The organism is Seramator thermalis (genome assembly GCF_004138125.1).
GTDB classification, from domain to species: domain Bacteria; phylum Bacteroidota; class Bacteroidia; order Bacteroidales; family Dysgonomonadaceae; genus Seramator; species Seramator thermalis.
In genome coordinates, this window is record NZ_RXHS01000008.1 from 63,201 (window position 1) to 78,650 (window position 15,450).

The following is a 15,450-nucleotide window of genomic DNA, read 5'->3' on the forward strand; positions in this document are numbered from 1 at the left end:
GAATGGAATGATAAAAGAGCAATATCGAAAAGAAGATTATTTTCTTGTCTTTATTTATGTTGTGGAATCTGCAGGTGGGAAATTTATTTTCCCATATTCCGGTATTCTAAAGGAGTCAGGCCGACTCTTTTTTTAAAGAATGATAAGAAATATTCATAGGAACTAAAATTGAGATGATAGGCAATTTCTTTGACCGATAAGTTTGATTCGATTAGCAGTTCCTTAGACTTTCTGAGTTTTAATTCCTGAAAATATTGTGAGGGTGCAAATCCGGTGTATTCTTTAAATACTTTTCTGAACCAGGAATAGCTCGTTCCCAAATTCGAAGCTATTTCGTGAATATCAATTTCTTTATTGATATTTTCGAGCATGATCACTTTGGCCCGCTCAACTATTTGAGTGGTTTCTTTGGAATCAGAATCTTTATTATAGGACAGATAAAGTATAGATCCCAGAATATTGAGAACAATACCTGATAAATGTTGCTGAGACGCCTTTTTATCCTCTTTAGCAACTTTGATTGCTGTCGAATATAAGTCAACCAATTCTTCGCTTACGCCGATGTCGAATATTTGTTTCTCCGTTGATATAAATCCATTGGCAACAATATTATCGATAATGCGGCCTTCGAATCCGATATAATATTCATTCCATCCGGTTTCGTAGGAAGGGCAGTAGGTATGCCATTGACCCGGAAAGAGAAGAATAGCTTGACCTTTCTCGATGGTGGTTTTTTTGGTAGATTCCGAAGTAAAAGTCCCTTTTCCTTTGCTGATATAAAGAATTTGATATTCAGATAATATTCTGCCTCTGCATGGATCAAAATAATAATTTTTAGGATGTTCGGTCGATGGATATAAAGCATGTGGCGGGATTGGTTGAAAACCGACTGTATTGACAGTAAGACCGAAACTTTTATCTTTTTCGTTTACTATCAGGTACTTAAAATCGATACCAAAATCGTTATACCGCATGTCTTCTTGTTGGTTATAAGGTATCATTTATTCATCGACAAATATAAGTAAAAAAACAAAAGCACAATACAGTAATAAACAGATAGTTTGTTGATAACCGTATTGTGCCGAAATGAAAATTGATGATGATTGTATTCGATTACCTAAACAAATTCGGAATAATCAGCGCAAAGATGAGCGTCGCCATTCCTATTGCCAGGAAAAATACGGCTTTTTTGCCGGCGCCGACCCATTCTTTCAGAATGATTCCCCAAACATTGCTGAAAACCACATTCAATGACATGAGAATACTCCACGAAAATGCCATCATCACGCTGTCGGGTTCGAAGAAACTTTGTCCCATTCCCAATCCGAAGAATTGCGAATACCATAAGAGGCCGGCAAGTGCACAAAAAAGCAGATTGTTGATTAAAACCGATTTCGATGAATTTTTGATTTCGCCACCGGTTTTGTTTTTGGAGTTCATATAAAGACAATAGACGAGGTTGGTGAAGAAACCGCCGAGTGTAACCAGCAAAGTAACCGGATTTTGCGCAAACAATTCCGGCGCTCCCATGGCAATGGCTGCTTCCTTTACGGGAATTCCGGCATTCAGCCCCAAGCTGAAGCAGGCGCTCATTACGCCGGACAATAAGGCGATAAGCAGTCCTTTTTTCAGTGCAAAGTCTTTGATGGCTTTTTTCCGTTCTTCTTCCGACATGTTTTTCGAGCGAAGACTGCCAGCATACCCCACCAATGCAATGCCAACGAGTGTTACGGCAACCGCCAACAACAATATCAGCCCTTTGGGTGAAAGCAGGTCGGTCCCGCTAAGCACCGCCGGAATAAGCGTCCCGAAAGCGGCACAGGTTCCCAATGCAACGGATTGTCCCAGAGCAATCCCCAGAAAACGCATGCTAAGGCCGAAAGTCAATCCCCCGATTCCCCATAAAATGCCATATCCAACCGTTGCAAGTACTGCTCCGGAATTTGCGCCATAAATTTGCATAAGCTCCGGAAACGAATTTGCCATCAATGCTCCCAACAATGGGAATACAATCCAGGCAAAAACTCCTTGCATGAGCCAAAAGTTTTCCCACGACCAATCTTTGATTTTATTGATAGGGACGTATGAGCTCGATTGGCCCATACTCCCTATTGCAATAATAATCAACCCGATAATTGTGTTCATCTCGATGATCTTTTTGATGTTACTTCATCTTCGTAGGCTTGAATGCTTGCGATGTATTCGTCGGCAACCGGAACGGCCTGCTGCAGGCAATAATAGTTGTAAACTGCATTCCATGGCATAGCTTTTAGTTCTTCGAGGTAGGCCATGCGTTGGAAGTTTTTGTTCTTCAATTCGAAATCTCTTAATTTTTCTGTTGGTTCGAGCATCGCTTGCAACATGGCTTTTTGAGCCGATCGGATGCCTACCACATAAGCGCCGAGCCGGTTGATGGAAGCATCGAAATAGTCAAGCCCGATATGTACGCGATCGATTTGTCCAGAACGAACAATTTCTTGTGAGAGAGCGAGTAATTCGTCCGTGAGGATTACTACGTGATCGCTGTCCCAGCGTTCGGGACGACTGACGTGCAGATTGACTTCGGGAACAAATAGCAGCATCGATGAAATTTTATCTGAAATCACTTCCGTCGGATGGAAATGTCCCGCATCCAAGGTGAGCATCATGTTGTTCTTGATGGCATAGCCCATATAAAATTCGTGGGAACCAGTCACAAAACTTTCACTACCAATACCGAAAAGTTTGCATTCCACGGTATCTTTCAGATACTTCGTATCGATTTTTTCGGCCAGTGCTTCGTCGAGCGATTGCTTCAGCAATTCCCTGTGTTTCATTCGCGAAACGGTTTTATCTTTTTCGCCGTCGGGAATCCAAATGTTGTGAATGCAGGCATCGCCTTGCTGACGTCCCATTTCTTCGGCTATGCGGCGACAACGGCGCAGATGTTCAATCCAGAATTTTCGGATTTCGGGGTCGAAATCCGAAAGTGTATATCCACTATCAGACTTAGGATGAGAAAAGAAGGTAGAATTGAAATCGAGTTTCACATTATTCTTTTTGGCCCAATCCATCCATACCTGAAAATGTTTAGGTTCGATTTGATCGCGATCAACGAATTGTCCGCCAAAGTCTCCGTAAATGGCATGAAGGCTCAACCGATGTTTTCCCGGAACCAGTGTCAGCACTTTTTCGATATCTTTTTGCAACTCCTCGATGCTGCGTGCTTTTCCAGGATAATTGCCGGTGGCCTGAATTCCTCCCGACAAACCGCCTTCGGGATTTTCGAAACCCAACACATCGTCGGCTTGCCAGCAATGTATGGAAAGGGATACTGTGTTTAATTTTTCGACAGCCTGATCGGCATCGATTCCTAACGCAGCGTACTGCTCTTTAGCGGCTTCGTACGCTTTCTTGATCTGTTCGTCTTTCATTTGATGATGATATTAATTATGTGAAAATCTAAAAATTATGTGTGGCTTGAAGATATTCGGCATAATGCGACTCCCAATTTTGGATGTCTTCCGGCAGAAAGGTTTTCAAATCGAAAGATTGGGCTACCATATTGCGCATTTCCTGTTTGTTGTTGACCAAACCTGCAGTTTGAGCCTGCACGAGAATATTTCCGATGGCTGTTGCCTCCGATGGTCCGGCTATCACCTTTTTGCCAATGGCATTGGCCGTATAAGTATTCAGCATGTCGTTTTGCGATCCGCCGCCAATGATGTGAAGAACATCGATCGGAAAAGAGGCTAATTTTTGCAAATCATTCAACACCTGTTTGTAACGAAAAGCCAGGCTTTCGTAGATGCAACGGGCAATTTCGCCCATCGTTTGCGGTATGTATTGACCAGTTTCGGTGCAGAATTGCCGAATGGCATCGATCATCGAATTCGGACTAGCAAAAATCGGAGCATCAGGATAGATGAAGCATCGAAAAGGCTGAGCTTGTTTGGCAGCATCCACGATATCTTGATAGGATATTTCATCGTTATTGTCCCATTCTTTTTTGCACTGTTCGATGAGCCACATCCCGCAAATATTTTTAAGCAGGCGAACCGAGCCGTCCGCACCACCTTCGTTGGTGAAATTGAGGGCAAATGTGGTGTCGTTAATCACGGGCTGTTCCGATTCGATTCCCATTAACGACCACGTTCCCGAACTGAGGTAAGCAAAATGTTTATTTGCAGCCGGCGTTGCCAGTACGGCCGAAGCCGTATCGTGTCCGGCAACCGCAACTACCGGAATAGCGCCACACCCTGTTTGGTTTTGTACCGATTTCGACAGCGCTCCTATGGTTGTTCCGGCAAACACGATAGGGGCAAAGTGATTTTCGTTCAATTTGATGGCGGAAAGCAAGTCGGCATCGAATTTACGAGTGTATGGATCAATCAGTTGTGATGTGGACGCAATGGTATATTCGGTAACCATTTTCCCCGTAAGCAGATATGACAATGCGTCGGGCATGAAAAGTATTTTATCGATGGACGGGTAAATTGGATTTTGTTCTCTCAATTGGGTGTCCAACTGAAAAAGTGTATTGAAATTCATGATTTGAATACCTGTCTTTCGATAAACTTCCCGACGCGAAATTTTCTCGAAAAATTTTTCGGGTGCACCGAATGTGTGCGTGTCGCGATAACTGTAAGGCATTTTCAACGGTTCGCCATCCTTACCGAAACTTACGAAATCGACACCCCACGTATCGATTCCGATGGAAGCCGGTTCGATTCCTTCGTTTTTTGCTATTTTGAGCGACTTCAAGATTTGTGAATACAAATGAAATAAATCCCAGTATAAACGTCCGTGAATGTCGATGATCGGGTTTTTGAACCGATTGATTTCATGCAATTCCAATGTTCCGCTTTCCACAATGCCTAACATGGCTCTTCCACTCGAGGCTCCGAGATCGATTGCTAAAAAAGATACTGATTTGTTTCCCATCGGGCTGAAATAATAAAGATTAAAAATAAATGTTTTAGGCAAAAGTAAACAATGTAAATTTACTTTGTAATTGAAAAAATGATTTTATAACTGCAATATTTGATATTATTTTATGTGAATTGAATGATTTCGGAAGAAAAAATCGAGTTTCCGATGAAATTATATCAAATATTATAGTCGTTAAATCAATAATTATAACGATTGTTGACTCGAGAATGTCTATTTTTGTAATCACTAAACAGAATTAATATCTGCATCGAAACACTCGTAAAATCTTTATATCGCATATCGTAAAAAAATCTTACTCATGTGTTTCGATATTGGAAAATAAATATAACGACTTAAATCATAAATGAATGGCTGTATCGATTATTATGCCCAAGCAGGGGCAATCGGTTGAAACTTGTATTATTGCAGAAATCAAGAAAAAAGGCGATAAAGTAAAAAAAGGAGAAGTCATCTTTTCCTATGAAACCGATAAGGCTTCTTTTGAAGAAGTGTCACCGCAGGACGGAACTGTGCTCGAATGCTTTTATAGCGAGGGAGACGAAGTTCCCGTGCTGCAAAACGTGATGATTATCGGCGAACCCGGTGAAAATTATTCCGATTTGCTCGCGCAAACCGATATACCGGCTGCGGAAGTAGAAAAGGAAACTCAACAAGCGGTTGCCAAAGTCGAAAATTCTCCCGAACAACCGCCTCTTCCAGAACTTCAACCGAATAAAAATAATGCTCCGGTTTCGCCCCGAGCCAGACATCTTGCCGAGAAAGAAGCAATCGAAACATCCGCTCTTGCCGGTTCAGGCCCCAATGGTCGTATTATCGAAAAAGACGTTCGAAGCGCACTCGAAAATCGTCCCAAACTGACGCCGTTGGCAAAAAAACTTGCTGCCGAAGAAGGGTTGCAACCGACTACATCGGGAAGCGGATTAAACGGAATGGCAAAATCGATAGATTTATCGGCTCCGACAAATGCCGTTTATGGGTTGGATTACGAAGATCGGAAATTGCCCAATATCCGCAAGCTGATTGCAAAATCGATGCAGGCTTCGCTTCAAAACTCGGCTCAGTTGACACACCATTTGGGTGCAGATGCCCGACGCATTCTCCAACTTCGCAAAAAGGCAAAAGCAGCCTTTGAAAGCGGACAGTTGCAGGTGAATATCACGTTGAACGATTTTGTCTGCTTTGCCGTGATCAAAGCTTTGCAAAAATTTCCGAATGTGAATTCGCATTTTCTCGGCGACAGCATTCGATATTTCAAGAAAATTCACCTTGGTTTGGCGGTCGATACCGATCGGGGATTAATGGTGCCGGTTGTGCGCAATGCCGATGACCTTTCCATCATCGGATTGGCAAGCCAGCTTAAGGAAGTGGCAGCGGCATGTCGGAAGGGGAATGTGAATCCGGAGATTCTTTCGCCGGAGGCCGGTACGTTTACCGTATCCAACTTGGGAAATTATGGCGTTGAGATTTTTACGCCGATTATCAATTTGCCGCAATCGGCAATTTTGGGTGTGAACACAATTGTTCTCCGGCCAAAAGATTTGGGAGATGGGGTTTATGGATTTGTTCCTTACATCGGATTGAGCCTCACCTATGATCATCGTTCACTAGATGGCGGCGAGGCTACACGCTTTTTGAAACAGATTGCAGAGGAAATAGAAAATCTCGAAATCGAACTATTTTAACTTTTAATACTTTATGACTGATTTATTAATTATTGGTGGTGGCCCTGCAGGATATGTAGCGGCTGAAAGGGCAGGACATCATGGATTGTCCGTAACGCTTTTCGAAAAGAAAGCCTTAGGCGGAGTGTGTCTCAATGAAGGATGTATTCCCACAAAAACTTTGCTTTATAGTGCTAAAACGTACGAAAACGCCTTGCATGCAGATAAATATGGAGTACAGGCCGAAAATGTTGGATATGATTACGAAAAGATCATCAGCCGAAAAAATAAGGTAGTACGAAAACTGGTTGCAGGCGTCAAAAGTAAAATGACAGCCAATCAAGTAACTGTTATCGAAGGCGCTGCCACAATAGTCGGTCGTGGACAAGACGGGATAGAAGTTTCCTGCAATGGCAATATCTATAAAGGTAAAAACCTGCTGATTTGCACCGGTTCCGAGGCAGCCGTGCCTCCTATTCCCGGCCTAAAGGAAGCGGGTGACGTCGTGGTTACCAATCGCGAAATACTCGAACTGAAACAGCAGCCAAAATCGCTCGTTGTGATCGGCGGAGGCGTTATCGGAATGGAATTTGCCGGTTTTTTCAACAGTTTGGGAACGAAAGTTACGATTGTAGAAATGTTGCCCGAAATATTGGGTGGTCTCGATTTCGAGATTTCGGCGATGCTTCGCGATATTTATACCAAAAAAGGAATTGATTTCCACTTGAATGCGAAAGTGGTGCAGGTGGACGGACATAAAGTGGTTTTCGAAAAAGAGGGCAAAACACAAACGGTTGAAGGAGAAAAAATTCTTCTAAGTGTCGGCCGTCGTCCTGTAACAGAAGGATTCGGATTGGAAAATCTGAACGTGGAACTGAACAAAGGCGGCATCAAGACCGACGAAAAAATGCGCACGAATGTGCCCGGAGTTTTTGCAGCCGGGGATGTTACGGGTTTCTCGCTGTTGGCTCATACGGCAAGTCGCGAAGGGGAAGTGGTGGTCAATAATCTTGTCGGACGTCAGGACAGGATGCGTTACAATGCCATTCCCGGCGTGGTGTACACCAATCCCGAAGTGGCAGGCGTGGGCGAAACCGAAGAATCGGCCAAAGCCAAAGGCATTACCTACAAGATGGCCAAACTTCCGATGTCTTACTCGGGCCGTTTCGTAGCCGAAAACGAAGGAGGCAACGGTCTTTGCAAGGTGCTGGTTGGAGAAAAATACGGCGAAGTTATTGGGGTGCATTTATTGGGAAATCCATCGAGCGAAATCATTTATGGCGCTTGCATGGCTATCGAACAGGAAATGACCGTAAAAGAATTACAGGAAGTTGTTTTTCCGCATCCAACCGTTAGCGAGATAATCAAGGAAACTATTTTTTCGTTTGATTAGTTGAACAAGGTCGAAATGAAACAATTTAATAATGTGAAGATTGAGTCCACTCCGAAAAGTCTCTGACTTTTTATTTTCAATTCAGTGACGCCCGGAAGGGACGGTTTAAATTTTTCAAAAATGCACTAAAATCAGTATCCTAATTGCTTGCATATTAATCTATATTTCAGTATATTAGCGGTATATTTAAAACCGGAAAAATGTTTAAAGAATCCGATAAGAATCCACAAATGGACATGTTTTCATCCCCTGCCGGGATATTACAAGGCACCTCGTTGAAGAATTATCTGAAAAATGACTCCTGGCATAATATGTTCCGCGAACACGTCATAATGCGTGTAAATGAAGATATTTTCAGTGTCCTTTATTCTTTAGATAACGGTTGTCCTAACGCTTCCATACGCGTTCTCGTGGGAATGATTATCCTGAAAGAGGGCCAGGGCTGGAGCGATGAACAACTCTTCACGGAATGCAACTATAACCTGCTAGTCCGCAGTTCTCTGGGGCTTATGAACCTTACCGACACCGCTCCGGTCCCTTCCACTTACTACCTGTTTCGCAAGAAAGTAATGGACTATAACAGGGAAAATGACACGGATCTGTTCAAGGAGTGTATGCAGCAGATAACTAAAAGCCAGATACTTGATTTCAAAGTCAGCGGCAAACAGGTACTCATGGACAGCAAGCTTATAGGAAGCAACATCTCCTGGTATACCCGCTACGAGCTTGTACATGAAACACTTGCCCTGTTCATAGAGGAGCGTTCAGATCATATTTACAAACGCAGCCTGTCACAGGAGGAGTTCGACCTTATCGATCATATCATGGACGAGGAGGGGAGCAAGTTCATCTATCGCAGTAACAAGAAGGAGGTAGATACCTGTTTCGTTGCTTTAGGCAGGCTGATGTATCGTTTTATCAAATTGTTTAAAAGGCATGACTATGGTACTTACCAGACTCTGAAGGCTGTCTTTGAACAGCAGTTTACTGTAACTCCCGATAAGATTGTACTCCCTAAAGAGAATGACGAGATAAGCGCTAAATCTGTACAATCACCTCACGATACCGACTCCCACTACCGTAACAAGGGTGGAAAGAGAGTAAAGGGCTATTCCGCAAACATTACTGAAACATGCGATGATGAACCAAAGGATAGCGAAGGACAGCCTGATGATAGCGACAGGCAGCCATTGAACCTGGTTACCGATGTAAACCTGGATGTTGTCTCAACCCCGGACTGCGATTTTCTTGAACCCTCCATCGAGGAAACACGAAAGCTCCTTGATGATAAGATTGAAAAAGTATATGCTGACGGGGCTTATAACAGTACCGGCACTCAAGATTATGCCAATGAAAATGACATTGATTTAATCCTTACAGGGATACAGGGCCAGCCTCCCAGGTATGAACTCACGCCCGGTGAAGAGAATCCCGATGAGCTGATAGTACTGGACACTAAAACACAAATAATTATTACAGCATGTTTGGCAGCAACAACAAAGATAGACTCACAGACAGGAAAACCTGTAAAGAAATGGCGCGTCAAAACAGATGATGGCAAATACCGTTACTTCACGATAGAGGATGTCCGTACATCCATGCTAAGGCAAAAGCTGCGAGATGTCCCCATCAGGGAGAAATGGAAGCGAAACAATGTGGAAGCCACAATTTTTCAATTCGGATATAACCTCACAAACGGCAAGACACGCTACCGCGGACTTGCTGCCAACCGCCTATGGGCTTACTCCCGGGCTACTTGGATAAACTTCAGAAGAATACTGAAACACGAGATGCAAGCAAGTAAAAGATCGCTTTCGAGTCAAAAAAGACGCTGTTTTTCCATTAAAAAATGGATATGTTTTAAAAATAATGTAAACTCTCTAATGAATAATTTTTTAAACAACTCTCGTCTGAAATATCTCAATCTTTCGCATTTTTGAAAAATGGGGTTATCAGAGGAGACTCAAGATTTATTGATTCAATGATTTCAAAAGAAAATGAAATAGTTAAGGTAAGTTTTGATTTTGCTATGCAAATTGTCTCTTATTGTGAGATTCTGGAGAAAAACAAAAGATTTGTTGTTGCTAATCAATTATTGAAATCAGGTACTTCAATCGGAGCAAATGTTCGTGAAGCCCAAAATGCAGAAAGTATTACGGATTTTCTACACAAAATGAAAATTGCAGCAAAAGAAGTAGAAGAAACTGAATATTGGCTTCTGATATGTGATAATGCTGAAAATTATCCTCCGATAGCCGATTTATTGCCAACACTGAACAGCATTAAAAAAATACTTGCAAAAATTATATCTTCCACTAAAAAGAAAATTAACGAATCATCAAATCAGTAAATCAGTAAATCATCAAATCAAAAAATAATATGCCAAAAAGTGAATTTATCGATCCCAATCAAGTACGACAACCGGGATTTATCGAATTTCAAGCTATTCCTGTCAACCAGTATCAAAAAACGGTGAAGGATGAACGAAACAATTTTTCAGATGGCGAATTTAAGGCCATGTATCATGATATGGTTTTGATTCGCGAGTTCGAAACCATGATCAATCTCATCAAAACCAAAGGCGAATATAACGGAACGCCCTACAACCATCCCGGACCTGCACACCTTTCCATTGGTCAGGAATCGGCAGCAGTCGGTATGGCTTGGACACTTACTGTTGAAGATTTCATTTTTGGGAGTCATCGTTCGCATGGAGAAATTCTTGCAAAAGGGATGTCGGCAATTCACAAACTCGACGATGAGCAATTGATGCAAATCATGGAGAATTTCTTCGACGGAACCATTTTGAAAATCGTTCAAAAAGATTTCAACGGAACCACAAAAGAGCTCGCTCGCCGATTTTTGGTTTATGGAACGCTGGCCGAAATATTTGCGCGCGAGACGGGCTTCAACAAAGGGTTGGGCGGATCGATGCACGCATTTTTCACGCCCTTCGGCGTTTATCCCAACAATGCCATTGTAGGTGGTTCGGGCGATATTGCCGTTGGTGCAGCGCTGTTCAAGAAAGTTAATCGCAAACCCGGTTTGGTGGTTGCCAATATCGGCGATGCTGCACTTGCCTGTGGCCCCGTGTGGGAAGGAATTACTTTCTCGGCTATGGATCAGTTCAAGCAGCTTTGGGAAGGCGATATGAAAGGCGGATTGCCTATCATTTTCAATATCATGAACAATCAGTACGGTATGGGCGGACAAACTTGTGGCGAAACAATGGGTTACGGCATTGCTGCCCGCATCGGCGCCGGTGTTAATCCCGAACAGATGCATGCTGAGCGCGTGGACGGGTATAATCCGCTTGCCGTAATCGATGCTTATAAACGAAAACGGAAAGTTATCGAAGAAAAAAACGGTCCTGTTTTGCTCGATGTACTTACGTATCGTTATAGCGGACATTCGTCATCTGATGCTTCTTCGTATCGGACAAAAGAAGAAGTCGAGGCTTGGCAACAGCACGATTGCATTGCTTCGTTCGGCAAGCAGATGATTGAGGCCGGAGTGGCTGCGCAAACCGATTTGGATAATGTGTGGAACGATGTAAAAACCCTCATTTACGAGTTGTTTTTGAAAACTATCGATGACAATATTTCGCCACGCATGAAAAATCCCGAGCTGATCGGCGACCTGATGTTTTCGAACGGCTCGGTAGATTCTTTCTCCGATGCGAAGCCGGAAGTATTGATGCCTTTGGAGGAAAATCCGCGGGTTAAGAAGATTGCTGCCAAAGAGCGTTTTGCATTCGATGCCGAAGGCAAACCTTTCAGCAAGATGAAGCAGTTTCAGTTGCGCGACGCCATTTTTGAAGCCATCATGGATCGGTTTTATAAGGATGCCACCCTTATTGCCTACGGTGAAGAGAATCGTGATTGGGGTGGTGCTTATGGCGTGTATGTCGGCATGACGGAGGCGTTGCCATATCATCGGCTCTTCAATTCACCTATTGCCGAGGCTTCGATCATTGGAACGGCCGTCGGATATGCCATGTGTGGCGGACGTGTTATCCCCGAACTGATGTACTGCGATTTTCTGGGACGCGCAGGCGACGAAATTTTCAATCAATTGCCCAAATGGCAGGCCATGAGTGGAAATGTGCTGAAAATGCCCGTTGTAGTTCGCGTATCAGTCGGTTCGAAATATGGCGCTCAACATTCGCAGGATTGGTCTTCACTTTTGACACATATTCCGGGAATCAAAGTTTGTTTTCCCGCTACACCTTACGATGCCAAAGGGCTGATGAATGCCGCCTTGCAGGGAACCGATCCGGTTGTATTCTTCGAAAGTCAACGCATTTACGATATTGGTGAACAGTTTCACAAAGGTGGAGTACCGACCGGATATTACGAAATTCCATTGGGCGAACCCGATATCAAAAAAGAAGGAAAAGATATCACTTTTCTTACGATCGGCTATACATTGTATCAAGCTTTGGAAGCTGCCCGTGAGTTGGAAGAAAAATATGGCATGAGTGCCGAAGTCATTGACGCACGGTCGTTGGTTCCTTTTAATTATGAAAAAGTAATCGAATCGGTGAAAAAGACAGGGAAAATAATAGTCGCGAGTGATGCATGTGCAAGAGGTTCATTCCTCAACGATTTGGCTGCCAATATCGGTTCACTCTGCTTCGATTATCTCGATGCTCCGGTGTGTGTGTTGGGATCGCGCAACTGGATCACTCCGGCTCACGAACTCGAAACGGCTTTTTTCCCGCAACCCGGTTGGTTTCTCGATATGATTCACCAGCGTATCCAGCCGCTCCAAGGATATATTCCGTCGCAGAACTTCACCGATGGTGAAATGGCAAGAAGAGCGAAAAAAGGAATCTAAAAGAATAATTTTGAATTACTTATATTACTTTTGTGACAGTTCAAAAAAACTGGATATTAATAAAAGTAATTGTTTCACCCTAAAAATTTTATGTAAATATGGAACAGCCGGTATCCGAAAAAAATACGAAAGCTCAGATTTTGGAGGCTTACGAAAAACTGTTGAAAAAAGTGGAGCAAAAATCGAACGACAATCCCAAAGAAGTTCAACAGCGAAAGCAGGATGTGCAAACGGTAGAAAAGGCAACCAAAACGACCGAAGGCGATATTGAAGCACAAATTGCGAAAATTAAATCGGAATTTGTCGCTGCACTCGAAATTATCGAAAAAGAATTGGCTGACGAGCGTAAGAAACTCGAAACGATTCAAAATGCCATTCGAATTGAGGAAAAACGACTTGATGATCTGTATGGCATCTCGGTAAATGCCGATTCGCTTTCGGCTATCCTTTTGGCACAGAAAGAGCAGAAAGAGCAATTCGAACAGGAAATGGATGCCCGAAAAGAGGAGTTGTCTTCGCAAATCACACAAACCCGCGCGGCATGGGAAAAAGAGAAGGCCGAGCATGAGGCTGTGCTGAAGGCGGAAAAAGAAAATCTTGCCAAAATGCGTCGCCGCGAGGAAGAGGAATATGCCTACACTACGCAGCAAAAGCGAAAAAAGGAAGAAGATGAATATCTTCAGATGAAAAACCGTCAGGAGGCTGAGTTAAAGGAACGGAAGATTGCATTCGAAAAGGAAGTTGCCGAACGCGAAAAACAGTTGAAGGAGAGCGAAAACGAGCTCGCATCTCTTCGGGCACAAGCGGAAAATTTCGAATCGAGATTGTCCGAAGCCGTTCAAAAAGCTCAGGCAGAGACCGAGAAAAGATTGCAGTCTGTTTATGCTTACGAAAAAGAACTTCGCGAGAAAGAAGTTCAGGGAATTATCAATCTGAAAGATCATCAGATTCAGACACTTCAATCCAAAATCAAGGAAATGGAACAGCAATTGAAAGAAGCATCGGCTAAAGTGGATGTTTCGGAAAAAACGGTGAAAGATATCGCCTTGAAAGCCATCGAGAGTGCGAACAAAACGCAGTTCATCGAACGCGAAAAGGTGAAGGAATGAAAAGATTAGAGAAGTCAAAAGTAGAGAAGTCGGAAATAAAGAAGTAAGCTTTGTGTTTGCTTTGTGCCTTAGCGTCTTTGTGGCTATTTTTTATCACGAAGACACCGAGACACAAGGTACGCGAATCGATATTGCATTTTTCATGTAAGATCACAAAAATGATTGTCGTTCAACGATCGGCAAAATAGCCCCCGATCCATTAAAAAATGAATACGGAATTGGAAAATAATTTCTTTCGAGATCGTTCTTCAAACGATCGAGGTGAGGCAGTTGCCAATGTGAATGCCCATCTTCATACGCCCTATTCCTTTAGCGCTTTTCGCGATATCGACGATGCGCTCGACAGAGCTGCTGCCGAAAATGTGAAAGTCGTAGGGATCAACGATTTTTACACGACGGCCGGATACGACGAGTGGAATGATGGCTGTAGTAGAAGAAGGCTGTATCCGCTTTTCGGAATCGAATTTATTGCTTTGAACGAGGATGACCAAAAAACCGGTTTGCGTGTGAACGATCCGGCTAATCCGGGTCGTACGTACATCAGCGGTAAGGGTTTACATCAACCTTTCCGCCTCAATGAACCGTTTGACTCACAATTGCAGGCTGTTCGCGAAGCTTCCAACAGACAGGTGAAGGCAATGTGCTCCAAGCTCAACGAAGTGCTCGAGCAGAAAAAAATCGGCTTTGCGCTCGATTTCGACCAAATTGTTCGCGAACTGACGAAAGGATTGATCCGCGAACGACATTTGGCAAAGGCGCTTCGGATGAAGGTTTACGAATATTGCCAAAACGATGCAATTAAAATCCAATCGGTTTTTGAACTGCTTTTCGACGGGAAACCGTTGAAATCTTCAGTGGACGATTGGGCAGGTGTGGAAAACGAAATTCGTTCGAATTTGCTCAAGGCCGGTGGCGCTGCATTCGTCCCCGAAGAAACGACGGCGTTTCTTCCCGTTCAGTCGGTTTGCAACATTATTCTGGCCGGCGGGGGAATTCCTACTTATCCGTTTCTGGCCGACGATGCAAAAGGTAACTATACCGATTTTGAAAACGATTTGGAGCGAGTTTCTCGTCAACTTACCGAAAGAGGATTTCATTCGGTAGAGTTTATTTCGACCCGAAACGATCTGCACTTACTCGAAAAATATGCCGAATATCTTTATGATCAAGGCTTTGTGGTTACTTTCGGAAGTGAACACAATACACCGGCTATGGAGCCGATTTTGCTTTCGACCCGAAATGGAATTCCGCTTTCGGAAAAATTGAAAAAAATCAACTACGAGGGTGCCTGTGTAATTGCTGCGCATCAGCATTTGGTAAAACAAGGTTTGCGCGGTTTTGTGGACGAAAACGGTTTTGCCGATCGTTCCAAACGTTACGAATTTGTGAATTTGGGAAAAGAATTAATTGATCGGGTTTTGTGATTTGGATTAAAGCATTTTGCGCCACGAAGACGCAAAGGCACGAAGAAGCACAAAAAATTAGAGAAACTTAGCATAAGTGGTAAAAAAATAAA

The 15,450-nt window shown here is 43.2% G+C and carries 11 protein-coding genes; 7 read left to right on the plus strand and 4 right to left on the minus strand.

Annotated features, from left to right (window positions below):
- Positions 1 to 83: 83 nt before the first annotated feature.
- From EJN84_RS07490 to rhaB, 4 genes are all read right to left on the minus strand, one after another.
- Positions 84 to 974 carry an AraC family transcriptional regulator gene (locus EJN84_RS07490; RefSeq protein ID WP_129594917.1) on the minus strand — a complete coding sequence of 297 codons (891 nt, stop codon included), beginning with the start codon at positions 972 to 974 and terminating at the stop codon, positions 84 to 86.
- Positions 975 to 1,113: 139 nt separating this feature from the next.
- Entirely contained in the window at positions 1,114 to 2,145 is a 1,032-nt protein-coding gene (gene rhaT / locus EJN84_RS07495; protein ID WP_129594842.1) for an L-rhamnose/proton symporter RhaT, read from the minus strand.
- The gene (locus tag EJN84_RS07500; RefSeq protein WP_129594843.1) at positions 2,142 to 3,413 is read right to left on the minus strand and encodes an L-rhamnose isomerase; all 1,272 of its coding nucleotides are present in this window, start codon (positions 3,411 to 3,413) and stop codon (positions 2,142 to 2,144) included. The genes rhaT and EJN84_RS07500 overlap by 4 nt, the downstream gene beginning before the upstream one ends.
- A 28-nt stretch (positions 3,414 to 3,441) precedes the next feature.
- The gene (gene rhaB / locus EJN84_RS07505; RefSeq protein WP_129594844.1) at positions 3,442 to 4,923 is read right to left on the minus strand and encodes a rhamnulokinase; all 1,482 of its coding nucleotides are present in this window, start codon (positions 4,921 to 4,923) and stop codon (positions 3,442 to 3,444) included.
- A gap of 356 nt (positions 4,924 to 5,279) precedes the next feature.
- Between rhaB and EJN84_RS07510 the strand changes: the two genes are divergently transcribed.
- The 7 genes from EJN84_RS07510 to EJN84_RS07540 all read left to right on the plus strand — a co-directional run bounded on the left by EJN84_RS07510 (position 5,280) and on the right by EJN84_RS07540 (position 15,358).
- Complete coding sequence (locus tag EJN84_RS07510) at positions 5,280 to 6,614, plus strand: dihydrolipoamide acetyltransferase family protein (protein WP_129594845.1); 1,335 nt, start codon at positions 5,280 to 5,282, stop codon at positions 6,612 to 6,614.
- A gap of 13 nt (positions 6,615 to 6,627) precedes the next feature.
- Positions 6,628 to 7,986, plus strand: coding sequence for a dihydrolipoyl dehydrogenase (lpdA, locus tag EJN84_RS07515; RefSeq protein ID WP_129594846.1), 1,359 nt, complete (start codon positions 6,628 to 6,630; stop codon positions 7,984 to 7,986).
- A 200-nt stretch (positions 7,987 to 8,186) separates the two neighbouring features.
- Positions 8,187 to 9,926 carry a transposase gene (locus EJN84_RS07520; protein WP_129594847.1) on the plus strand — a complete coding sequence of 580 codons (1,740 nt, stop codon included), beginning with the start codon at positions 8,187 to 8,189 and terminating at the stop codon, positions 9,924 to 9,926.
- Positions 9,927 to 9,967: 41 nt separating this feature from the next.
- Positions 9,968 to 10,336 carry a four helix bundle protein gene (locus EJN84_RS07525; protein ID WP_129594848.1) on the plus strand — a complete coding sequence of 123 codons (369 nt, stop codon included), beginning with the start codon at positions 9,968 to 9,970 and terminating at the stop codon, positions 10,334 to 10,336.
- 29 nt (positions 10,337 to 10,365) lie between these two features.
- Positions 10,366 to 12,825, plus strand: a complete 2,460-nt coding sequence (locus EJN84_RS07530) for an alpha-ketoacid dehydrogenase subunit alpha/beta (RefSeq protein WP_129594849.1) — start codon at positions 10,366 to 10,368, stop codon at positions 12,823 to 12,825.
- A 98-nt stretch (positions 12,826 to 12,923) separates the two neighbouring features.
- A complete protein-coding gene (locus tag EJN84_RS07535) occupies positions 12,924 to 13,934 on the plus strand; it encodes a coiled-coil domain-containing protein (protein WP_129594850.1) in 1,011 nt (336 codons plus the stop codon).
- Between the two features lie 206 nt (positions 13,935 to 14,140).
- Positions 14,141 to 15,358: a PHP domain-containing protein gene (locus EJN84_RS07540; protein ID WP_238943963.1), complete on the plus strand. Its 1,218-nt coding sequence runs from the start codon at positions 14,141 to 14,143 to the stop codon at positions 15,356 to 15,358.
- The last annotated feature ends 92 nt before the right edge of the window (positions 15,359 to 15,450 follow it).